Source organism: Gilliamella sp. BG2 (genome assembly GCF_046635645.1).
Classification (GTDB): domain Bacteria; phylum Pseudomonadota; class Gammaproteobacteria; order Enterobacterales; family Orbaceae; genus Gilliamella; species Gilliamella bombi.
Genome location: NZ_JBIDFF010000010.1, coordinates 1 through 21836 on the forward strand (window position 1 = coordinate 1; position 21836 = coordinate 21836).

A 21836-nucleotide genomic window follows, 5' to 3' on the forward strand; every position below is an offset into this window, starting at 1 on the left:
GGTGGCTCTTATATCAAAATCAGCAGTGAAGGCATTGAACTGGGTACACAGGATAATATCTATCTTAAATGTAATGTGATGCAGAAGATGGGAGCAGCTAATTTGTCTCATACAAAAGATCTGCCTGGTGAAGTAAGCTGTCAGCAAAAACAGGGACAGCAAGTTCAGGAACAACAGGCTTGTATTGTTCTAGAGTAAGGATATCCTATGTTAAAATATGGTCAAACTACTATCGATTTAAGTCGATTATCAACGAATGCCATTGCAATTAGCAAGCAACTTATCAAGCTATCTCAAGCTTATAGACAACGTTGTTTAGTTATTGTCGATCCGTTTTTAAACCCGATCAATGCTCCTTTTATGAATTTTTATAGACTTCATCTGAGATTACATCAAATACGGATCATGCATCCGTCAATATTAGCTGCCAGATGCCCATGGCTAATAGAACTAGATCTACGTGATAAATATGAACAATCAGTACTAAGTTATATGATTGATTGTGGATTAAAACAATTAGCTCCAGAATCAATATCTACAGGTAAAGGTCAGCAATATTGTGCTTGGTTATTTACGCATAAAAAAGCACAATCCATTGCCGAGGATTTGGCTACTTTAGCATTACAAAAACGAAGTCGAAAAAAAATTCTTCTACGTTATTACGACCCTGCCGTTTTTTTTCAATTGATGAGCTTATTTAGTCCAAAACAACAAAACAAGCTATTAGGTTATATCGAAATGTGGGCAATGTTAAATCGGCAAGGCATGCTCAGGGTCCATCGTCATGAAGGAAAAATATACCCTGCATATATTGGAGACCTCATAATAACCGATGAACAATATCAACAATTAGATTGTATAGGCATAAATAATAAAATTATCCAATCGCAAAGATTGGAAAATCAACAAACTGATATTGATGAGCTACAATCACTACAAAAAATTATGCCTTGTTTGCTTCGTTTAAAACAAAAAAATATCGAAGATCAAGATGTGCAATTTGAATGGGCAAAATTCGCATTAAAGTGGGGACAAGATTTTGATCTTACCCCAAAAATTGCCGAACAAATTCAAGATTTGTCAAAGGCTAGCGAATACTACTCACTAGTGAAGAAATTACAGGTATTAAGTCAATAAAACAGGCAAACATTAGCATAAAAAATTAGGAAATGGTATGACAGATACAAACGATACACTAGAATGTGGGTGCCAAACACAAGGATTGGCAATACTACCAGTTAGATACACTGTAGTACCAAAATATCTTGGCAGTAATGTACCGTCTTGGGCTAATTTATCAAGCGTGACTAGATTATCTTTATCTGATGGGTATCAATATCATGTACGGTTATTGCGTGAAGGATTTCTATACTTATATATGCCAGATAAGCTTGGCAACAAATGGCAAGTCTATACTATTGACAGCAAAGGGCACCTAATCAAACAATTTTCAAACATAGCAGCTAAACCAATAACTGATGCTAAGCAAGACGCACAATACCATTGCCCTAATTTAAAATTAGATGAAAATCATGCGACGTTTATAACCTTAGCTAATCCCGAACATCTTAACAAAGTGTACATTGCCTTTAGCGAAATTAAATGGTCTGAAGAAACATGCAAAAAATACGAACAAAATCCAGATGAACGAATGCAAATGATTGATGTTTCATCATGGCAAGGGGAGGCTGAAAGTGCAACGACAGCAAACCACAGCAACATCCAAAGCATATTAGACTTTGACCCTAACATAAATCGTGACGAGCTACCTTATGATGAAAATCGATACCTTAGATTCAGCAAAGACAACGAAAACGAAAACGCCCAAGCATGGGTAATATTTAATGAACAATTTAGTAAAGGGCGTGAACAACAATACCAATTTGACGCAAAAATGTTAGACAAAAACAGCACCTGTGAACCTTGGACTGATTTTGCACCAAATTCAAGTGAACACTTAGCGCTCACTACGGAACGCTACAGCCTAAGCAAAGAACCGATGATTATTGCAATTGAAGATCCTATTGGTATTGCAACCAATTAAATGGTTATTATAACGAATCTTATGTTCCTGTTTTACAATATCAGAAAGAACGCAAATTAGAATACGATGCCTTAGGCTACATTGAACAAGCAAAATCTTTGGCAGTAATGAAAAAATATTACAAAGACTATTCCTTTCCGAACCATAATAACCAGTATGTTAAAGAGGTAATGAAAAACGGCAAAATAGAACATCACCCCGACAAACCTATGTATTGCACTAGTCGTGGCCTAGAAACGCTAATCCGTGAACAACTTTACAGTAAGCCAGGTGGGTATAGCTACTATAATGATTTTCATGAATTTAGTTTGTATAAAAAAGCTTGTGATGAAGTATATGATTTGTCAATTTATGAAAATTTAGCCCCAAAAGAGTTATGTAACCGCATAAGCCCGAGTGAAGCAATGTTAATTAAACCGCTTCAAAACGAGTTAGTACAACAGTATAACAAATCGGTTAAAGATTTTTTCAGCCAAGAATCGGTATTAAAAAAGAAGCGTGAACAAGATATCAAAAAATATCTGCAGAAATATGAAGAGTTAGTTAATACTAAACCATTTGAAGACAAACACAACGAATTGATAAATTTGGTTGAAGAAAAATATCAAAGCCGTGTTAAACAACTTATTACGTGGATACGTGACAGTAATTTTTACACAACTGTTTACAAAGACATTGACGGTAATGCGTTATATGATTTTGATGATGACAATCCCCCTGAACTTCAAAAATTGGAAGAAACGTTCGAAAAAAACCTGCAAGAATCCCTTAAATTGGGCGAAATCAATGAAGCAGATCTTGATGATTTACGAAAAATCAATATTGAAGGCATTTTATTTGTGTCTATTATTAACAAAGTAACCCAAGGGCTTGAACTGTGTGAAGAAGGCAACACCTTTTTACAGTCCATGACCAGTTTAGACTACGCCAAACCCAATATCGATAGCGTTAATGGCATGTTATGGCGTATGTTTGCTTACCATAATGACGATCTACTAGGCATGATTGATCAAGTGGTCACTAAGGCACAACAGCCAATTTTCCAAAGAATGATTGAATCATCGGTTGAAAAACTGACAGCCAATTTAGACTCGCTGCCTTACGCTAAAATAGCGTTATCGTTTAAAAAAGTACAAGATGTCATTATGACCCTTGATGATTTAGAGCGTAACGATCCCAATCAAAATATTAAAATGAAAATTTTGGGGATTATCAAAATTAAAGGATTCACATCTGGCGAAGAAAGGATCGCTAAAATAACCAACTTATTACAACCGGTATTTAACAAACTTGCTAACGTGCTTTATTCTGTCAGTACTGCAATGTATAAAATGTTATCGTTAACCTCGGCAGGGGTATTAAAAGGAACAGCGATCACCTATTTACATTTAGAATACCAAATGATCGCAGCCATAATTAACTTAGATCAAGGTCCTAACTTTGGCACCGCTAATGCGCCACGGTATCATCCTCGCTGGGAATTGCGCAAAAGGGCCGCAATCAGCAAAGCCCGCTCATTGCTAAACGATGCCATAGTTAACCTTGATCGGCGGCTTAACATTGTAGTTAACCGCACCTTATCACAAAATAAAGCAAATAAATTTTTACACTTTATTTTTAAAGCGAGCGATGTCGAACCCGGCATTTCCAAAACCCTTTCTACCACACTGAAATCCATGCGTATGGCAGCGGTGGTTGCCATGCTTGAGCTGTATAATTTCAATAGTCTAAGCAAAACCCACCCCAATTTAAAACAAAATGAATATTTTTCAACCTTAAAAGCCTCTGCTGGTTTTGCTTTAGCCGCGGCTAGTGTCGAATTAATGGCAATGGTAACAGCGTCACTTAAAGGGTTGAGGAATGTTGTATTTAGTATTGGTAAGGCATTATCGGGGGTGTTAGGGGGGATTGCATCTTTTCTATTGATTTTAAATGAGATAAATCAACTTGGTGAAAGTGATAAAAAGCGTCATAGTACATCTTTAAAGGTATTGCTGAGGGTTAAAATCGTTGCATTATTTATAACGGGAAGTGCTAGTATCCTTATAGGATTTTCCTATCACTTTATCTGGTTTCGGCGGTTTTTAACTACTCGATTCACATTTTGGATGATTAAAATGTTAGGTAAAGGAGTAGGTGTGCAAAAAATTGCTTCTATTTGTGGACTACGGTTGGTCTTATGGAGGTTTGGTGGTTTGGTAGGTTTAATCGCCATGGCATTAGATTTTGCGGTTACTATGCTATCTGACGATAATCTTGAAACTTGGCTTAAACGTTGTGCCTTGCGCACCGATAAATATTTAATGCCTCATAATAAAAGTCATATCTATCAAACCCCACAACAGCAAACCACCGCGTTTGAAACTGAAGTATTAAAAGATATGTTTGATATTAACAAAAATGAGTCACAAGCTAATAGCAATACCAACTATACTATTGATATTGATGAAGCATTAGCATTAATTGAACAAGATATGGATGAAAGAGGATTTTTAAATGGCTAAATACAGCTTATTAAAAGGCACCGTCAGCCACCTGCAAGTGAAGGATGACCCGAAAGAGCTACGTGCTGATAATATCGGCCTACTGGCAGTAATTGGCTTGGCAATTGTCGGCATGTTTGAGGCAATTGGTGCTTTAATCGGGGCATTAACCGCAGGTAGCGTCACACTAGAAGGCAAACGTTTTAAATGTTATGTGGGCAATCAAAAGGTACAAGGGAAATTAGAGCATATAAGCTTTAAAGACGGCGATTACGTAGAAATGGTGGTAGAGCAAATTGACGATAATCATTATCAATCCTATGCCGTACGCATGCCCCAATATCATGCTTTATACTTTCCGAGATCGGTCGGTGTAACGACACTACAAATGTTAAAGTATCTTACAATAGGTGTTGGCATATTTAGCTTATTTACTTATGTAGTTTTAACAATTACAATTTATGTTCAGATAAATTTAGATATTACTTCGCTGATTATTTTCACCCTAACAGATATCATAATGTTCTTATTTTTTTTAGTTTTATTTTTTTTATTATTAGGAGGCCGTTATACATTTATCAGTAATCGTATATATTCGGCTTTGGGTTACCCTAAACCTTGGCTACATGATAGTTCAAAAGAACATGCGCGCTTTAAAAAACTTAACCGCTCAGGTGATCCTGAATTATATGATGATCCACAAACTCCAGAATTTGAACGAATTAAAAAACTTGACCCTTATGCTAACTATTATTGCCGTACCCCCATTTTGCCCAATTGGGTTAAAGTAATTGATGAACGAGGCTTTACCCCAGATCAAAGCGAACAACCAATAGAAGATCAGGGTCAAACCAATGGCTAAATACAGCTTATTAAAAGGCACCGTCAGCCACCTGCAAGTGAAGGATGACCCGAAAGAGCTACGTGCTGATAATATCGGCCTACTGGCAGTAATTGGCTTGGCAATTGTCGGCATGTTTGAGGCAATTGGTGCTTTAATTGGGGCATTAACCGCAGGCAGCGTCACACTAGAAGGCAAAAGTTTTCAATGTTATGTAGGTCGTAAAGAGGTGCAAGGAAAATTAGAGCATATAAGTTTTAAAGACGGCGATTATGTAGAAATGGTGGTAGAACAAATTGACGATAATCATTATCAATCCTATGCCACGCGCATGCCCCAATATCATGCTTTATACTTTCCAAGATCGGTCGGAGTAACGACACTACAAATGTTAAAGTATCTTACAATAGGTGTTGGCATATTTAGCTTATTTGCTTATGTAGTTTTAACAATTATGATGTATATTCAGATAAAATTAGATATTACATCGCTAATTATTTTTACTATATCAAATATTATAACGTTCCTATTTTTTTTAGTTTTATTTTTTTTATTATTAGGAGGTCGTTATACGTTTATCAGTAATCGTATATATTCGGCTTTGGGCTACCCTAAACCTTGGCTACATGATAGTTCAAAAGAACATGCGCGCTTTAAAAAACTTAACCGCTCAGGTGATCCTGAATTATATGATGATCCACAAACTCCAGAATTTGAACGAATTAAAAAACTTGACCGTTATGCTAACTATTATTGCCGTACCCCCATTTTGCCCAATTGGGTTAAAATAATTGATGAGTGGGGATTTGTGCAAAAAAACACAGAGCAAGAAGAAAACTCAAATTAATAATACCAATAACTAAATGCGATTTATTAAATGGATCGTTTAGATGTTTGCTAAATGTTTTAGGCGGTGATAACGATTTTGAAAGGTGCATATTATCCATCCAACTAATTCATTATATTAAATGGATGGATAATATGAAAACACAAATTATTTTATTACAACACGCTCGCTTGATGTGGTGTGCTTAATTTCACCTAATAACCATGCCTTTTCACCATGATTATTTAGTAAAGTAATTGCTTGATCGGCTAACTGTTTTGGTAAAGCAATAATTAAGCCAACACCACAGTTAAAAGTTCGATACATTTCGTGACGGCTGACATTACCTGCTTTTTGTAACCAATTAAATATTTCAGGCCATTGCCAGCTTGCTTCATTAATTATGGCTTGTGTATTATCAGGTAATACGCGAGGGATGTTTTCCCAAAATCCGCCGCCTGTAATATGGGCAATGGCATGCACATCAACTTGAGTAATAAGGTCAAGAACGGACTTAACGTAGATCTTAGTTGGTGCAAGTAGATGATCGGCAAGAGTTTTGCCACCTAACTGTTCAGTGGCAGGATTTACACCGCTGACTTCAATTATTTTACGCACTAATGAATAGCCATTAGAATGAGCACCGCTTGATGCTAATGCAATTAATGCATCACCATCTTGTACTTTGCTACCGTCGATCATGGCTGATTTTTCAACAACACCAACGCAAAATCCTGCTAAATCATAGTCATTACCATGATACATACCAGGCATTTCAGCTGTTTCGCCCCCAACTAAGGCACAACCTGATTGTTTACAACCCTCAGCAATACCAGTTACCACAGTGGCTGCAACATCAACATTAAGTTTGCCGGTAGCATAATAATCAAGGAAGAATAAAGGTTCAGCACCTTGTACAATCAGATCGTTAACACACATTGCTACTAAATCGATGCCGATTGATTCGTGGCGATTTAAATCCATTGCTAGACGTAATTTAGTTCCGACACCATCGGTACCAGATACTAAAATAGGTTCTTTATATTTTTGTGGAATAGCACACAGTGCGCCAAAGCCACCCAGTCCACCCATAACCTCAGGTCGTTTGGTTTCTTTAACAACAGATTTAATACGATTAACAAGTTCATTGCCAGCATCAATATCGACACCAGCATCTTTATAACTAAGAGAATTGTTGTTTGACACGGTAAGTAGTCCTTACAATAAAAAGTTGTTGCTATTTTAGCAAGGATGAAATTTAATGGCGATTAATTATTTACAAAATAACCAATTAAATAAAATCACTAATTATTTTCAAACCAACTTTCCAAAATAATAATGGCAGAAGTTGCATCAACATGACCCTTTTCAAGTGCTCGATAACCTCGTGAAGCAAAAATATGTGATTTTGCTTCAACGGTCGATAACCGCTCATCTTGAAAATGTACTTGATAACCAAATCTGCCATGCAACCGATTAGCAAATTTACGAGCTCGGGTTGTTAATGGTTGTTCGGTGCCATCCATATTTAGGGGAAGCCCAACGACTAAAAAATCAGGTTTCCACTCATTTAATACCTTTTCGATAGCTTGCCAGTTAGGAATACCATCGCGGGCTTTAAACGAGCATAAAGGATTGGCTGTTTTAGTTATATCTTGGCCAATAGCCGCTCCAATACTGGTTGTGCCAAAATCAAATGCGATAATGGTTGCCATGGGTCATGCATTTCCCATTTGGTGTGAAATAGTATTCATATTGATTCCAAGTGATTGAGCGGCTTTTTGCCAACGTTCATCAATGGCAACTTCATAAATAATTTGAGGATCGGCATCAACCACTAACCAATCATTACGAGCAATTTCATCTTCGAGTTGTAGAGACTGCCAGCTTGAATAACCTAAAGCCAAAAAGATATTTTGGGGCTGTTCAGGAGAGCCGATTGATTTAAGCGCATCAAGCGAAGTGCTAATCATCACATCATCTGAAATCTGAATACTAGAAGCAAACCCATCTAAAGGTGTGTGTAAAATAAAACCCTGTTCATCAGCAATGGGGCCACCACAAAATACAGGTTGTTCTAGTTCTGCGCAACTTGTTGGTGATGTAATTTCTAAACGTGCAAGAACGGTTGCCACATTAAGTTCAATAATTGGTTTATTAATCATAATCCCCATAGCGCCATCACGATTATGTTCACAAATATAAATAACTGAATGACTAAACATAGAATCATCAAGTGTTGGCATTGCGATAATAAAATGGTTTTTTAAATTCATAGTTTCACATTCAAGTTAATTTTATAATGCACATTTGCCAATTTTAACGTTGTGTTCAACATTACAGTGCATTAATAATTCTGGTTCATTTGTTTCTTCATTGATCGATTCTGAAACAATTTCAAAATTTTGAGAAAGATAAAAGTTAATCGCATTAGTATTTTTTTTATAAACATGTACCAACAGTTCGTTATGGCGTTGTTTTGCTTTTTCAACAAGAGCTTTACCTGTTCCTTGTCGGCGAAAAGCTTCATCTACAAATAGACCTGAAATATAATTTTCAGTTATACCGATAAACCCTTTAACTCCATCAAGGTCTTGAACGTATAAAGTAGACATTGGAATTAACATTTTTACTAAATCACAATTTTGTTTAAAAAACTCAGGATTGATAAAGTTATGAGCTTGCAAATTACCTTGCAACCATATTGTCATTACGCTATTTAAATCTTCAGATTTATATTGTCTAATCATTGTTTAACTCTTTTTATTTAATCGATGTTCTATTGCGTCCATTAACATACCGGTAATTGAAAGGCCTGGGTTAGCTGCTTCAATTTCACGAACACAGGTTGGGCTGGTAACGTTAATTTCGGTTAACTTATCACCAATGATGTCAAGTCCTACAAATAGTAGGCCTTTTTCTTTTAAAACTGGGGCGATGCTTTTAGCTATGTGCCAATCGCTTTCGCTTAAGGCTCTAACCTCGCCATGTCCTCCAGCAGCAAGGTTGCCACGAGTTTCACCTTTTTGAGGGATTCGTGCTAAACAATAAGGTACAGGTTCACCATCAACCACTAATACACGTTTATCACCGTCTTTAATCGCAGGAATAAAGTTTTGAGCCATACAATAACGTGTGTTATGTTCGGTTAACGTTTCAATAATCACTGAAACATTGGGATCGTCTTGTTTGATTCGAAAAATGGATGATCCCCCCATGCCATCAAGTGGTTTTAAAATGATATCATGGTGTTGTTCGTGAAAAGTTTTGATATGCTGCGTTTGACGTGTAACCAAGGTTTTTGGTGTAAATTCGGCAAACCAAGCGGTAAAAAGTTTTTCGTTACAATCGCGTAGACTTTGTGGTTTATTGACAATCAACACACCTTTAGCTTCGGCACGCTCTAGAATATATGTAGCATAGATATACTCAGTATCAAAAGGTGGATCTTTACGCATTAAAATTGTGTCAAGGTCACTTAGTGGAATCGTTTTTTCTTGCCCAAGTTCAAACCAATGATCTTTATCGTTATAAACTGTTAAAGCGCGAGTTGTGGCATAAGCTTCGCCAGTATCTAGAAAAAGGTCATTCATTTCAATATAAAAAAGTTCATAACCCCTTTTTTGCGCCTCAAGTAACATGGCAAAACTGGTATCTTTTTTTATCTTGATGTGACTAATTGGATCCATTACAATGCCCAGCTTTATCATGATGACTCCTTACCTATTTTGTCTTTATAAAATTGTTTTATACTGAAACATGGGTATTCCTGAAACTTTTTAACAGGTTTTTAATCATAATACCCAAATTAAAATTTAATATTTGTTGTTATCATACTCGTTACAAGTTCAGTTGCAAAGCAATCATTACTTATCATTTGTATAAGATATATTTATCCAAGATCGCCTAAATGTACTTGTAAGGCGGTGAGAGCCGTTAATGCTGCAGTTTCTGTTCGCAACACTCTAGGGCCGAGTAAAATGTCTGAAAAATGATAGTTATGTGTCATGCTAATTTCATTATCAGATAAACCACCTTCAGGTCCAATTAGTAAGTGAATTTGTTTATGCGTATTAGTCAACTGTTTAATACCATATTCAGCTTTGGGGTGTAGATTGAGTTTTAAGCCTTCGGTTAAACTAGCACACCAACTTTCTAACTTCATTACTGGATGAATAACTGGGATCACGTTTCGACCGCATTGTTCACAAGCAGAAATAACAATTTTTTGCCATTGCTGGATTTTCTTTTCGAGCCTTTCTTCATGAAGTTTGACGCCACAACGTTCAGAAAGGAGTGGAGTAATACTCGCTACGCCTAATTCGACTGATTTTTGAATTGTAAACTCCATTTTTTCACCGCGTGAAATCACTTGCCCTAAGTGAATATCTAATGGTGATTCACGATTATCTAAAATGGGCAAAGAGGTTTTTACTGTAACTGTTTTTTTATTGATTTCATGTATAACTGCAGGAGTAATATGGTTTGAACCATCAAATAAAATAATATTTTCACCTACTTTCATGCGTAACACGCGAATAAGATGATTAAATGCATTATCATCTAGGGTAACAAGACTATTTGGCTCAATGGTAAATGGTTGAAAAATTCGAGTCATAATTTTGTATATCTTATATTATTTGCAATAAATTATAGCGTAATTTATCAAGATTCGGTAATCTCTATTTAATGCAACTTATGTTTTGGAATCAGGTATGAATACATATAGCAAAGATAGGGTATTAATCGAAGGATTAACTGTTTTAACCACCATCGGCGTGTATGAGTGGGAAAAGACTATTAAACAAAAATTAATTATTGATCTTGAAATGGCGTGGGATAATAAACCTGCTGGAGAAAGTGATAACGTATCACTTTGCTTAGATTATTTTGTGGTTAGTCAAACTATTACACAATTGGTTGAATGTTCGAATTTTGAATTGATTGAATGTGTTGCTGAGCGTATTGCTGAGCGTATTATTAAACAATTTTCGGTTAATTGGCTTAAAGTTAAAGTATCCAAACCGAATGCAATAGCTAATGCTCGAAATGTTGCTGTAATAATTGAACGTACGGCAAATAAATAAACTAACTAGTGGTAAAGATACTGTAATAATGATAGATAATAAAAAGCAAGATTTAATTACTACCAAAAAACATCATACAGCTAAAGGGTTTAGGCACGACGAATCTTTTAAAATAAAAATAAGTGAGTTTTTGCGTTGGCGTTTTGAACGTAAAGTTTTACCTCCTAAAGAAGGTTATCACAACTTTAATCAGACGTGGTTTGAGCAAATAAATCTTGACTTGCCCGATGATAGAGTTTGGTGGATTGGTCACTCGACAACATTGATTCGTTTAGGCGGTAAAATGATTCTGACAGATCCTATCTTTTCTAAACGAGCTTCGCCATTACAATTGATCGGACCGAAACGTCGCACACCTCCAGCTTTAGAAATCGAACAACTACCGCAGATTGATTTTATCGTAATTTCACATAACCATTATGATCATCTTGATTATCATAGCATTCGGAAATTAATTGCGCGCTTTCCTAATATTGTAATAATGGCTCCTCTTGGTTTAAAAAAAGCATTATTAAAATTGGGAGCAAAACAGATTACTGAATTAGATTGGTGGGATAGTGTAACTGTTGATGGGCTTATTTTTTCCGCAACATCGGCTATACACTGGAGCAATCGTGGGTTATTTGATGTAAACAAAGCATTATGGTGTGGTTGGGTGATTCAATCTAATATTGATAATCAAGATCAATCAAAGACAGTCTATTTTATGGGGGATACATGCTACTCTGCTGAATTAAAAGAGATCGCTAAGCGTTTTCCTTCAATAGACTTGGCATTAATTCCAATTGGGGCTTATGCACCACGTTGGTATATGCAATCACAGCATATCGATCCTAAACAAGCTGTGCGGTTATATGACGAACTCAATTGTCATTGTGCAATAGCCATTCATTGGGGGGCATTTGAATTAGCTGATGAACCATTAGATGAACCACCTCAATTATTAATTAAACACAAAGCCGAGCGCGCTTTTCATCTATTAAAAATAGGGGGTAATTTAGCTATTAAACGTATTAATTATGAATTAAAATAACTTCAATAGAAACAAATGTAATACCTATAATTATTTAATGTATTTGCCAAAAGGAGAAAGAAATGAAAGTAGCAGTTATTGGGCTATCTTGTTTAATGTTTAGCCTAGCATTAGTTGGATGTGGAGGAAAAAACGACGAAGGCAAAACTTATCATTGGTCAAAAGCGCACGGTGTTTTAGAAGATTGTCGTGGTGTAATGAATAAATCTCAACAATGTAGCAATAATTCGAATAATCAACAATATTTATTCAAAGTAGATAAATATTAATATGAGTGCATGGCTGATTTACGCATTACTTTCTGCCATTACTGCGGCCAGTGTTGCTATTTTAGGGAAAATTGGTTTACAACATCTTGATGCTAACACCGCTACTGCAATTCGTGCCGTTGTAATGGCCATTTTTTTAGTCGGTGTGGTTGTTGTTCAAGGTAAATTAAATCTTATCAACACTTTTTTTAATGATAAAAAGGCATTACTTATTATTGCGCTAAGCGGTATTGCAGGTGCGTTATCTTGGCTATTTTACTTTATGGCGATCAAAGAAGGCAAGGTGTCGCAAGTTGCGCCAATTGACAAATTAAGCGTAGTTTTTGCTGTTGTGTTTGCTGCTGTTTTATTTGGTGAAAAGATCTCGTTGTTAGCAGGGATTGGCGTTGCCATGATTGCGGCAGGGGCGATATTGGTTGCACTATTTTGATATTAAATAGTGCATTAACCTGAACCTAGGCTACTTTAATAGCGCATTGAATAGCTCAACAGTAACAAGTTCACCTTTAGCTACATTGCCTCGTTCTTGTTCAAGCACAATAAAACAGTTTGCTTGATTAAATGACTGAGTAATATGCGAACCTTGCGCTCCAGTTATACTTACTTCTAATTCGCCCTGTGCATTGATTTGCAGCATACCACGTTGAAAGTCTAACCTACCGACAGTCTTTTTAAGATTTGTTGCTGTTTTAACTTTAAAGCTAAAATCCATGGATGAATATTCAAGCCCTGAAAGCGTCAAAATCAAAGGTTGCACTAATTGGTAAAATGTCACCAAGGTCGAAACGGGATTACCAGGTAAACCACAAAATAGTGCATTGCCAATTTTGCCAAAGGCAAAAGGCTTGCCTGGTTTCATTGCAATCTTCCAAAAATTGATTTGTCCTAATGTTTCAAGTGCAGTTTTGGTATAATCAGCGTCACCGACGGATACGCCTCCACTTGTTATCACCAAGTCAGCTTGACTTGATGCAGTTATTAACGCTTTTTTGATTTCGGTAAGATCATCAGCAATAATACCGAGATCAATAACCTCACAGTTAAGTTTGGTTAATAATAATTTTAGTGTGAAGCGGTTGCTGTCATAAATAGCGCCATTGCCAGATAATGGCTGACCAATGGGGGTTAATTCATCACCCGTTGATAAGATGGCTACCTTTAATTTTTTAAAGACAACAAGATCACTAATGCCTAATGTTGCAAGTGTCGATAGTGTTGGTATCGTTAATTTAGTCCCTTTTTTGACTGTGATCGCACCTTTTTTAACATCTTCACCTATACGACGAATATTATCGCCAGCTTTTACGTTACTTAAAAAGGTAATCCCTAGATCAGATTTTTCGGTCTGCTCCTGCATAACAACCGCATCGGCATCATTTGGCACTGGAGCACCTGTCATAATGCGTAAACAAGTGCCTTGTGGCCAATGAAGATTGTTTATATCATCACCTGCAAAAATAGCACCAGCCAGTGGCAACAATTTTGATTGTTTAAAATCTGCTAACCGAACCGCATAACCATCCATAGCTGAATTATCAAAACTAGGTACATTAATAGGGGAAATTACAGGTTCAGCGGTAATCCTTTCTAATGCATCAAATAACGTAACTTTTTCACTATGCAGCGATTTTATGGTTGATGCGCTTTGAAGTAGTTGTTGCTTGGCTTGTTGAAAAGTGAGTAACATAAAAGTGGGCTGTCCTTATATTTACCAATCTATTATTGGTTCAGTTGACAAAAAGTTTCAGGTAACACTACGTTTAAGTAAAAAACAAATTTTATATCAATATTAATTAGTTATTATGGATATCAATATAACAACGTCGCCAAAAGGCGACGTAAAATAATCAACTATACATTAAATAAGAAGTTCATAATATCGCCATCTTGCACGATATAATCTTTACCTTCAGCACGCATTTTGCCTGCCTCTTTAGCTCCTTGTTCACCACCGTATTTAATAAAATCATCAAAAGCAATGGTTTGCGCACGAATAAAGCCTTTTTCAAAATCAGTATGAATTTTTCCTGCTGCTTGAGGTGCGGTATCACCAACTGAAATTGTCCAAGCACGAACTTCTTTTACACCTGCGGTAAAATAAGTTTGCAGATTAAGTAAGCTATAGCCAGCACGAATTACACGATTTAAGCCTGGTTCGGTTAAACCTAAATCTTGCATAAACTCATCACGATCGGCATCATCAAGTTCAGCAAGTTCTGCTTCAATTGCAGCACAAACAGGTACGACAACAGCTTTTTCTTGCTCTGCTATTGCTTTTACTTTATCTAAATAAGGATTATTTTCAAAACCATCTTCATTAACATTGGCAATGTACATAGTTGGTTTTAACGTTAAAAAACTAAGGTATTTGATGGCTTCAAGTTCTTCTTTGCTAAGATCTAATAAGAGTAGCTTTTTGCCTTGCTCAAGATGAGGTAAACACTTTTCAAGGATTTCCACTTCAAATTTGGCGTCTTTATCACCACCTTTAGCGCGTTTTTGTTGGCGAGTTATTGCTCGTTCACACGCTTCAAGATCGGCTAATGCTAGCTCGGTATTGATAATTTCGATATCTTCAGCAGGATCGATTTTACCCGCAACGTGGACAATGTTCTCGTTTTCAAAGCAACGCACTACATGACCGATAGCTTCTGTTTCACGAATATTAGCTAAAAATTGATTTCCTAAACCTTCGCCTTTTGATGCGCCTTTAACAAGCCCAGCAATATCAACAAATTCCATGGTAGTAGGTAATGTGCGTTGTGGTTTAACAATTTTAGCTAACTCATCTAAACGGGGATCTGGCATTGGTACAACCCCAGTATTTGGCTCGATAGTACAAAACGGAAAATTAGCCGCTTCAATGCCAGCTTTAGTTAGTGCGTTAAAAAGCGTTGACTTACCTACGTTCGGTAATCCGACAATCCCACATTTAAATCCCATACTGTTTGTTACCTTTTTTGTTTTAAAATATCTTAAAAATAAGGGGCGATTATATACTAAATTGCGCTATTTGTGCTAATCTTCTTATCAATAAATCAACCGATAATTAAGCAAATTAGTAATAATTATTTAGTTTATTATCCAGTCAACGCTTTTTAAAAGCCGTTTTATAAGCCATACCAAGTAATGTTACTTAACGACCCAATTATTGTTCGGAATCTAAACCAATTTGATAAAGTTGATTTTTTTTAAGTCCATATATTTCAGCAGTAATGGCTGCTGCCTTTTTTAGCGGTAATTCTTTTTGCAATAGTTTAAGGGTACTAATTGCGTGAGGATCGATATCATCATCGCATTTGATATGACCTTGAACAATCAATACAAATTCACCTTTTTGACGAGAAGTATCCTCGTTTAGCCAATTAATCAGCTCATTAACCTTAAAACTGACAATGGTCTCCCATGTTTTGGTTAGTTCCTTAGCTAAAATGATCTGCTTATTAGCTCCCCAAATAGTTTGCATATCGTTAAGCGTGTCTAATAAGCGATGTGTTGATTCATAAAAAATCATTGTTCGAGGTTCGTCCAACAATTTTACAAGACAATCTTGGCGAGCTTTAGCTTTAGCTGGTAAAAAACCTTCATAAATAAACTTATCTGACGGCAACCCTGATGCACATAAAGCAGCAATCGCAGCACAAGCACCAGGAACGGGAACTACTTTTATGTTATTTTCGCGACAAGCCTTAACTAAATGATACCCGGGATCATTAATTAACGGAGTGCCAGCATCAGAAATCAAAGCAATTGATAAGCCAGATTTAAGTTTTTCAATCAAAATATTGGACTTTTCTTGTTCATTATGATCATGTAAAGCAAACAATTTTGCTTTTATTCCAAGATGTTGTAAAAGTAAACCGCTATGGCGAGTATCTTCAGCCGCAATAAGATCGACACTTTTCAGTGTATTGATGGCTCTGAGTGTAATATCATCTAAGTTTCCGATAGGGGTGGCAACAATATATAAAGTCATTATTTTAAATCACATTAAATTTTTTTAGAAATACGGCAAAGGTACTGTACGAAAACCTATTTTATTGTATATACTCGTTACATTCAAAATAAATCCGACAAAGCCTGAATAATTAGTTAATCAAAAGTAGAAAAATAGCTTGCTTATAACAAAATTAAGCATAAGCTGATTGGGATTATACCTTTGGATAATAAAGAAATTATATTAGCTCAGTTTGAATTTTAGTGGTTATAGATCGCAAGAATAATCAAATAACAAATTTAAGGTTTTCATCGTGAAATTCTAGATGAATTTATTGATTTAACTAATAACTAATCAATATAATAGCGTTTTTACTATAAAAACGCTAAAATGTGCTGATAAAATAAGATGTATAAATGCTATTGAACGCAAAATAGTCAAAAACAAAATTTACGAATGAAAGGTGTTGCTTTGAAAAAAATACTTACATTAAGTTGCTTAAGTTTGTTGATTGTTGCTTGTACGCAAACTGAGCAGGCCGAAATTGAAGATATTTCTGGCGCAGGTGGATCATCAACTTCTTCTGTCTATACCAAACCACCTGCCAATATATCAACAGGCGGTAGAACAGTTTCTACTCCTACTAATCATAACCTTCCATCATCAAGGCAGGCGACGGTTTCAAATTCCAACACCGCTAACAATACTAGCACGGTGATTAGTAATGAGCGTATCGTCTATAATCGTAATTACGACGACATTCCAAAAGGTGGATACCAAGGCGATACTTACACTGTTAAACGAGGCGATACTTTATTTTATATTGCATGGGTAACTGGTAATGATTACCGTTCACTAGCAGCTAAAAATAATATCAAAGAACCATTTGCCGTTAATGTTGGGCAAGTATTAGACGTTAGTGGCGGAACTGTTGTGGTAACACAAAAAACCACAACCAATAATACAACGACAAATAAATCAAACAACAATAATTCATCTGTAGTGATTGGACAAGCTAAAACTAAACCAACAATAACCAAAACAACAACGACTTCAATTACCACAATAGATAAAAATAAACGTCCAACAACAACTGAAACAACTGAAACAATCACTGAACCGCTAGATGATTCTACTAGAAGTCCAACTATAAATTCAAAAGCAGTTAATATTTCGTGGCGATGGCCTGCACGAGGCAAGATTATTGAGAAATTCTCAAAGGCAAGTAAAGGTATTGATATTTCGGGTTCAATTGGCGATAAGGTTTTGGCTGCGGCTGATGGACGCGTTGTTTATTCTGGTAATGCGTTACCAGGTTATGGTAATTTAATCATTATTAAACATAATGATGACTATTTAACAGCATATGCGCATAACCAATCTATATTAGTAAAAGAACAACAAGCCGTTCGCGCAGGTGAGCAAATAGCCACAATGGGTGCAACTGGCACTTCGTCAGTTAGATTACACTTTGAAATTCGTTACAAAGCGCAATCAGTTGACCCATTAAAATACTTACCCAAATAATAAACGTTTTGAGTCAGTCTGGTTGGCTCAAAACAAATGGGCATGCACGGTAATAACCTAGCATGTCTATGACAGAATATACCAAAAATTTAATCTACGTAACAAAGGAGTTATATTCATGGCAGTTAAAAAATTAGTGCTAATTCGACATGGAGAAAGTGTTTGGAACCAAGAAAACCGTTTTTGTGGTTGGACTGATGTTGATTTATCTGATAAAGGTAACAAAGAAGCGGCTGAAGCAGGTAAATTACTAAAACAAGAAGGTTTCGCATTTGATTATGCTTACACTTCAGTATTAAAACGTGCAATTCACACATTATGGCACGTTTTAGACGAAGTAGATCAAGCATGGTTACCTGTTGAAAAAAGCTGGAAGCTAAACGAACGTCATTATGGTGCATTACAAGGTTTGAATAAAGCTGAAACAGCAGCAAAATATGGTGATGAACAAGTAAAATTATGGCGTCGTGGCTTTGCAATTACACCTCCTGCACTTGAAAAATCAGATGAACGTTTTCCTGGTCACGATTCACGTTATAGCAAACTACCTGAATCAGAATTACCATTAACCGAAAGCCTAGCATTAACTATTAAACGTGTACTACCTTACTGGGAATCAACAATTGCTCCACGTGTAGCTAAAGGTGAACGTGTTATCATTGCTGCTCATGGTAATTCACTTCGTGCATTGGTAAAACATTTAGACAACATCAGCGATGATGATATTATCGAACTAAACATCCCAACTGGTGTGCCATTAGTGTATGAATTTGATGACAATATGAAAGTTATCAAACACTACTACTTAGGCAATGCTGACGAAATCGCTGCAAAACAAGCTGCTGTTGCCAACCAAGGTAAAGCAAAATAATTATTCAATAAACTATTAAAGAGGTAGGTTATTTAACTTACCTTTTTTATTATCCAAATTATCATTTTATTTAACCACTTTTATTGATTTAATCTAATTTTGAGAATTTAATTTTGTCTAAAATCTATTATATATATGGCGTAATGAATGCCGGAAAATCCACAGAGCTTTTACAAATTGACCATAATTATTTAAGTAATAATATGCAGACTTTATTACTTAAATCATCAGTCGATACTCGTGACTCGGCAGTTGAAATTGTTTCTCGCTTAGGATTACGCAAAAAAGCGTTACAGCTTGATGACACAACGGTTGATGAAATTATTGAGCATATCAAACAAAGCAATTATGCCTGTATACTAATCGATGAAAGCCAGTTTTTATCGCGTAATACTATTTGGAAGTTATCTGATGTATGTGACGAATATGGCGTACCAATCATGTTTTTTGGTATCAAAACCGATTATATGGGACACCTGTTTGAAGGTTCTAAAACACTACTTGAAATAGCCGACAATTTTAGAGAGCTCAAAACTGTATGCTGGTGTGGCAAAAAAGCAACTATGATTTTATTGGAAGGACAAGACGGTAAAATTGTTAAATTCGGAAATTCTATTCATCTAGGTGATAGCGAATACCACTCAGTATGCCGAAAACACTGGAAAGCAGGGCAAATAAGGCCTAAAAACTGATCCTCTTAAAATTTCACACTTATTTCTTTCAACAAATTGCTTGTACATATGCAATATGCTTTTGGAAAAGTGTGAATAAACTCTCATTTTTGCGATTTTCTTTTTGTTGATTCTTTTTATTTTATGTCATATTAACTGACACGATTCAGTATTATTTTGTTAACTATGAGGAATCACCATGAAAATCAAAATTATTTCACTAGCTGTTGTGATTAGTTTAGTTAGTTATAATGCCAATGCTAAAGAATTTGTATTAACTGATAACGAAAAAGGTATTGCCAAAGGTAATTGGTCAGTTTCGAGTCAAGATTTAGGAATAAAAGGTTCAAAATTCGCTATTCAAAATACGATCCTTAAAGGTGGTAAACAAGACGGAACTGAACTACTAACAATTTCTAGTGATAATTTCACTATTAAATTAATTCCAACTCGTGGATTAGGTATTTTGTCTGTTGTTGGTGATGGTGTTCGCATGGGATGGGATTCACCAGTAGATGAAGTCGTTCATCCTAAATATATTAACTTAGAAAGTCGGGCAGGGCTTGGTTGGCTAGATGGCTTTAACGAAATGATGGTTCGTTGTGGTTTTGAATGGACAGGTCATGCTGTGCAAGATAGAGGCATCATGTATACGCTTCATGGTCGTGCGCAAAATACACCTGTTTCTAAATTAATTGTTGATGTATCGGACAAAGCACCGTACACCATTACAGTTAAAGGGTTAATTAAAGAAAATACTTTCAAAAAAAGCAATTTAGAAACTTGGGCATCGCTGATCTATGTGCCAGGAAGTAGAGAATTTACGGTCCACGACGTTCTCACCAATAAGAGTGATTATATCCGTGATTATCAAATTATCTACCATAGTAATTTTGGTACACCTATTCTTGAAGATGGTGCTAAATTTGTTGCACCAGTTAAAGAAATATCTCCATTTAACGATTATGCAAAAGGTGGCCTTGATACATGGCAAACTTATCTAGGTCCAACTAAAGATTTTGATGAAATGGTATTTAATGTTTATCCTTTTTCTGAGGAGAATGGCGAAACACAAGTTATGGTGACCAATAAAGCAGGTGATAAAGCAGCTGGTATTAGTTTTAATACTAAACAGCTACCCGTACTATCATTATGGAAAAATACCGATACCCTCAAGCAAGGTTATGTTACAGGCTTAGAGCCAGGTACCAGTTTTGCTTATCCAGTGACTATCGAACGTGAGCAAAAACGTGTACGTCAGCTTAAACCAGGACAAAGCACTGAATTTACTTTAACTTATAGTTTATTATCTAGCAAAGATGCTGTAACAAAATATGAACAAAAAATTAAAGCTATTCAAGGAAAGCAAGAAACAAAAATTGTAAATGAACCAATAGCTAAAGAATAAATTATTAAAAATGGCTACCAACCTTATATGGTAGCCATAAAACAACCTAATAATCTCAACACTTTTCCCTTATTTTAGTATTCATGATAGTAGCCTTAGCTACTTGATTCGCTATCAATAGATAGGTATAGTCACTAAATTAATAACTAGCTTTAATATCGCTTATTTTTAAATGTACAATATAATTTGTAGACTAAATAAAATAATGATTAACAATTTTATTAATATAGGATAAACATGACTCTCCAGCGGATAGTGATTGGCATTAGTGGTGCAACAGGGTTTGCTTATGGAATAAAAGCGTTAGAGCTTTTAAAACCACTTGATATTCAGACTCATTTAGTAATATCAAAAGCAGCACAAATAACGCGCGCTTACGAATTCCCTAACACCAGCATAGCACAAATAGAATCACTAGCTGATAAAGTATATTCTGTAAACAATATTGGTGCGGCTATTGCAAGCGGATCGTTTAAAACTATGGGTATGCTAATTGCACCTTGCTCAATGAGGACTCTAGCTGCCATAGCACATGGCTTATCAGATAACTTACTTACTCGTGCTGCTGATGTTGCATTAAAAGAGCGTCGTCGCTTGGTATTAATGGTTCGTGAATCACCCTTAAATTTAACGCACCTAAAAAACATGGAAACTGTGACACTTATGGGTGGTGTAATATGCCCGCCAGTACCAGCTTTATATCAGCATATTGAATGTTTGGATGATATCATCACCCATAGCGTAGCAAGAGCACTTGACCTATTTGATATTAACATCCCATCGCTACCACGATGGGGCGAAGATCTGCACCTAAACACTAAAACCGAATAACACCAATA

Annotated in this window: 24 protein-coding genes; 15 read left to right on the plus strand and 9 right to left on the minus strand. The window is 35.9% G+C overall.

From position 1 onward, the window contains the following. The 6 genes from ACGH6Q_RS05690 to ACGH6Q_RS05715 all read left to right on the plus strand — a co-directional run. A partial coding sequence (locus ACGH6Q_RS05690; protein ID WP_411592275.1) for a hypothetical protein occupies positions 1-198 on the plus strand: 198 nt, incomplete at its 5' end. A gap of 9 nt (positions 199-207) precedes the next feature. Beyond that, positions 208-1137 carry a DUF4123 domain-containing protein gene (locus ACGH6Q_RS05695; RefSeq protein ID WP_411592277.1) on the plus strand — a complete coding sequence of 310 codons (930 nt, stop codon included), beginning with the start codon at positions 208-210 and terminating at the stop codon, positions 1135-1137. A gap of 37 nt (positions 1138-1174) precedes the next feature. Then, positions 1175-2044 (plus strand): T6SS effector BTH_I2691 family protein, encoded by an 870-nt coding sequence (locus tag ACGH6Q_RS05700; RefSeq protein ID WP_411592279.1) that lies wholly within the window; start codon positions 1175-1177, stop codon positions 2042-2044. 170 nt (positions 2045-2214) lie between these two features. Next, entirely contained in the window at positions 2215-4548 is a 2334-nt protein-coding gene (locus tag ACGH6Q_RS05705) for a hypothetical protein (RefSeq protein WP_411592282.1), read from the plus strand. Then, positions 4541-5389, plus strand: a complete 849-nt coding sequence (locus ACGH6Q_RS05710) for a hypothetical protein (RefSeq protein WP_411592283.1) — start codon at positions 4541-4543, stop codon at positions 5387-5389. The genes ACGH6Q_RS05705 and ACGH6Q_RS05710 overlap by 8 nt, the downstream gene beginning before the upstream one ends. Then, positions 5382-6215, plus strand: a complete 834-nt coding sequence (locus tag ACGH6Q_RS05715; protein WP_411592284.1) for a hypothetical protein — start codon at positions 5382-5384, stop codon at positions 6213-6215. Before ACGH6Q_RS05710 ends, ACGH6Q_RS05715 begins: the two co-directional genes overlap by 8 nt. Before the next feature lie 147 nt (positions 6216-6362). Here ACGH6Q_RS05715 and purM read toward each other — a convergent pair whose 3' ends face one another. The 6 genes from purM to rsmE form a co-directional block, all read right to left on the minus strand. Then, the gene (gene purM / locus ACGH6Q_RS05720; protein WP_411592285.1) at positions 6363-7400 is read right to left on the minus strand and encodes a phosphoribosylformylglycinamidine cyclo-ligase; all 1038 of its coding nucleotides are present in this window, start codon (positions 7398-7400) and stop codon (positions 6363-6365) included. A 98-nt stretch (positions 7401-7498) separates the two neighbouring features. Next, positions 7499-7909: a Holliday junction resolvase RuvX gene (ruvX, locus tag ACGH6Q_RS05725; protein ID WP_411592286.1), complete on the minus strand. Its 411-nt coding sequence runs from the start codon at positions 7907-7909 to the stop codon at positions 7499-7501. A 3-nt stretch (positions 7910-7912) separates the two neighbouring features. After that, positions 7913-8470: a YqgE/AlgH family protein gene (locus ACGH6Q_RS05730; RefSeq protein ID WP_065590486.1), complete on the minus strand. Its 558-nt coding sequence runs from the start codon at positions 8468-8470 to the stop codon at positions 7913-7915. A 21-nt stretch (positions 8471-8491) separates the two neighbouring features. Then, positions 8492-8944 carry a GNAT family N-acetyltransferase gene (locus ACGH6Q_RS05735; RefSeq protein ID WP_065590487.1) on the minus strand — a complete coding sequence of 151 codons (453 nt, stop codon included), beginning with the start codon at positions 8942-8944 and terminating at the stop codon, positions 8492-8494. Between the two features lie 3 nt (positions 8945-8947). Next, positions 8948-9904, minus strand: coding sequence for a glutathione synthase (gene gshB / locus ACGH6Q_RS05740; RefSeq protein ID WP_296302496.1), 957 nt, complete (start codon positions 9902-9904; stop codon positions 8948-8950). Between the two features lie 182 nt (positions 9905-10086). Then, positions 10087-10812: a 16S rRNA (uracil(1498)-N(3))-methyltransferase gene (rsmE, locus tag ACGH6Q_RS05745; RefSeq protein WP_411592289.1), complete on the minus strand. Its 726-nt coding sequence runs from the start codon at positions 10810-10812 to the stop codon at positions 10087-10089. 97 nt (positions 10813-10909) lie between these two features. Between rsmE and folB the strand changes: the two genes are divergently transcribed. From folB to ACGH6Q_RS05765, 4 genes are all read left to right on the plus strand, one after another. After that, positions 10910-11281: a dihydroneopterin aldolase gene (folB, locus tag ACGH6Q_RS05750; protein WP_085163848.1), complete on the plus strand. Its 372-nt coding sequence runs from the start codon at positions 10910-10912 to the stop codon at positions 11279-11281. A gap of 28 nt (positions 11282-11309) precedes the next feature. Further along, a complete protein-coding gene (locus ACGH6Q_RS05755) occupies positions 11310-12314 on the plus strand; it encodes an MBL fold metallo-hydrolase (protein WP_411592291.1) in 1005 nt (334 codons plus the stop codon). Between the two features lie 62 nt (positions 12315-12376). Next, the gene (locus ACGH6Q_RS05760) at positions 12377-12583 is read left to right on the plus strand and encodes a hypothetical protein (RefSeq protein ID WP_065590490.1); all 207 of its coding nucleotides are present in this window, start codon (positions 12377-12379) and stop codon (positions 12581-12583) included. 1 nt (position 12584) lies between these two features. Further along, on the plus strand, positions 12585-13013 hold the full coding sequence (locus ACGH6Q_RS05765) for an EamA family transporter (RefSeq protein WP_411592293.1): 429 nt from the start codon (positions 12585-12587) through the stop codon (positions 13011-13013). Between the two features lie 30 nt (positions 13014-13043). Here the strand turns inward: ACGH6Q_RS05765 and moeA are convergent, their stop codons facing one another. From moeA to rsmI, 3 genes are all read right to left on the minus strand, one after another. After that, the gene (gene moeA / locus ACGH6Q_RS05770) at positions 13044-14270 is read right to left on the minus strand and encodes a molybdopterin molybdotransferase MoeA (RefSeq protein WP_411592295.1); all 1227 of its coding nucleotides are present in this window, start codon (positions 14268-14270) and stop codon (positions 13044-13046) included. Positions 14271-14434: 164 nt separating this feature from the next. Next, complete coding sequence (gene ychF, locus ACGH6Q_RS05775; protein ID WP_034910937.1) at positions 14435-15526, minus strand: redox-regulated ATPase YchF; 1092 nt, start codon at positions 15524-15526, stop codon at positions 14435-14437. A gap of 205 nt (positions 15527-15731) precedes the next feature. Further along, complete coding sequence (rsmI, locus tag ACGH6Q_RS05780) at positions 15732-16559, minus strand: 16S rRNA (cytidine(1402)-2'-O)-methyltransferase (protein ID WP_411592297.1); 828 nt, start codon at positions 16557-16559, stop codon at positions 15732-15734. A gap of 417 nt (positions 16560-16976) precedes the next feature. On the opposite strand from rsmI, the gene nlpD reads away from it, so the two are divergent. From nlpD to ACGH6Q_RS05805, 5 genes are all read left to right on the plus strand, one after another. After that, positions 16977-18047 (plus strand): murein hydrolase activator NlpD, encoded by a 1071-nt coding sequence (gene nlpD, locus ACGH6Q_RS05785; RefSeq protein ID WP_065590494.1) that lies wholly within the window; start codon positions 16977-16979, stop codon positions 18045-18047. 118 nt (positions 18048-18165) lie between these two features. Then, the gene (gpmA, locus tag ACGH6Q_RS05790) at positions 18166-18918 is read left to right on the plus strand and encodes a 2,3-diphosphoglycerate-dependent phosphoglycerate mutase (protein WP_065590495.1); all 753 of its coding nucleotides are present in this window, start codon (positions 18166-18168) and stop codon (positions 18916-18918) included. A gap of 113 nt (positions 18919-19031) precedes the next feature. Continuing rightward, positions 19032-19610: a thymidine kinase gene (locus ACGH6Q_RS05795; RefSeq protein ID WP_034910926.1), complete on the plus strand. Its 579-nt coding sequence runs from the start codon at positions 19032-19034 to the stop codon at positions 19608-19610. A gap of 178 nt (positions 19611-19788) precedes the next feature. Then, positions 19789-20997, plus strand: a complete 1209-nt coding sequence (locus tag ACGH6Q_RS05800; RefSeq protein WP_411592300.1) for an aldose 1-epimerase family protein — start codon at positions 19789-19791, stop codon at positions 20995-20997. Between the two features lie 237 nt (positions 20998-21234). Beyond that, on the plus strand, positions 21235-21828 hold the full coding sequence (locus ACGH6Q_RS05805; RefSeq protein WP_065609692.1) for a UbiX family flavin prenyltransferase: 594 nt from the start codon (positions 21235-21237) through the stop codon (positions 21826-21828). The last annotated feature ends 8 nt before the right edge of the window (positions 21829-21836 follow it).

Bases quoted from the DNA above. Each gene is read 5' to 3' on its own strand.
- ACGH6Q_RS05695 (WP_411592277.1), top strand. From the start codon at position 208: ATGTTAAAATATGGTCAAACTACTATCGATTTAAGTCGATTATCAACG.
- ACGH6Q_RS05700 (WP_411592279.1), top strand. From the start codon at position 1,175: ATGACAGATACAAACGATACACTAGAATGTGGGTGCCAAACACAAGGA.
- ACGH6Q_RS05705 (WP_411592282.1), top strand. From the start codon at position 2,215: ATGAAAAACGGCAAAATAGAACATCACCCCGACAAACCTATGTATTGC.
- ACGH6Q_RS05710 (WP_411592283.1), top strand. From the start codon at position 4,541: ATGGCTAAATACAGCTTATTAAAAGGCACCGTCAGCCACCTGCAAGTG.
- ACGH6Q_RS05715 (WP_411592284.1), top strand. From the start codon at position 5,382: ATGGCTAAATACAGCTTATTAAAAGGCACCGTCAGCCACCTGCAAGTG.
- ruvX (WP_411592286.1), bottom strand. From the start codon at position 7,909: ATGGCAACCATTATCGCATTTGATTTTGGCACAACCAGTATTGGAGCG.
- ACGH6Q_RS05730 (WP_065590486.1), bottom strand. From the start codon at position 8,470: ATGAATTTAAAAAACCATTTTATTATCGCAATGCCAACACTTGATGAT.
- ACGH6Q_RS05735 (WP_065590487.1), bottom strand. From the start codon at position 8,944: ATGATTAGACAATATAAATCTGAAGATTTAAATAGCGTAATGACAATA.
- gshB (WP_296302496.1), bottom strand. From the start codon at position 9,904: ATGATAAAGCTGGGCATTGTAATGGATCCAATTAGTCACATCAAGATA.
- rsmE (WP_411592289.1), bottom strand. From the start codon at position 10,812: ATGACTCGAATTTTTCAACCATTTACCATTGAGCCAAATAGTCTTGTT.
- folB (WP_085163848.1), top strand. From the start codon at position 10,910: ATGAATACATATAGCAAAGATAGGGTATTAATCGAAGGATTAACTGTT.
- ACGH6Q_RS05755 (WP_411592291.1), top strand. From the start codon at position 11,310: ATGATAGATAATAAAAAGCAAGATTTAATTACTACCAAAAAACATCAT.
- ACGH6Q_RS05760 (WP_065590490.1), top strand. From the start codon at position 12,377: ATGAAAGTAGCAGTTATTGGGCTATCTTGTTTAATGTTTAGCCTAGCA.
- ACGH6Q_RS05765 (WP_411592293.1), top strand. From the start codon at position 12,585: ATGAGTGCATGGCTGATTTACGCATTACTTTCTGCCATTACTGCGGCC.
- moeA (WP_411592295.1), bottom strand. From the start codon at position 14,270: ATGTTACTCACTTTTCAACAAGCCAAGCAACAACTACTTCAAAGCGCA.
- ychF (WP_034910937.1), bottom strand. From the start codon at position 15,526: ATGGGATTTAAATGTGGGATTGTCGGATTACCGAACGTAGGTAAGTCA.
- rsmI (WP_411592297.1), bottom strand. From the start codon at position 16,559: ATGACTTTATATATTGTTGCCACCCCTATCGGAAACTTAGATGATATT.
- nlpD (WP_065590494.1), top strand. From the start codon at position 16,977: ATGAAAGGTGTTGCTTTGAAAAAAATACTTACATTAAGTTGCTTAAGT.
- gpmA (WP_065590495.1), top strand. From the start codon at position 18,166: ATGGCAGTTAAAAAATTAGTGCTAATTCGACATGGAGAAAGTGTTTGG.
- ACGH6Q_RS05800 (WP_411592300.1), top strand. From the start codon at position 19,789: ATGAAAATCAAAATTATTTCACTAGCTGTTGTGATTAGTTTAGTTAGT.
- ACGH6Q_RS05805 (WP_065609692.1), top strand. From the start codon at position 21,235: ATGACTCTCCAGCGGATAGTGATTGGCATTAGTGGTGCAACAGGGTTT.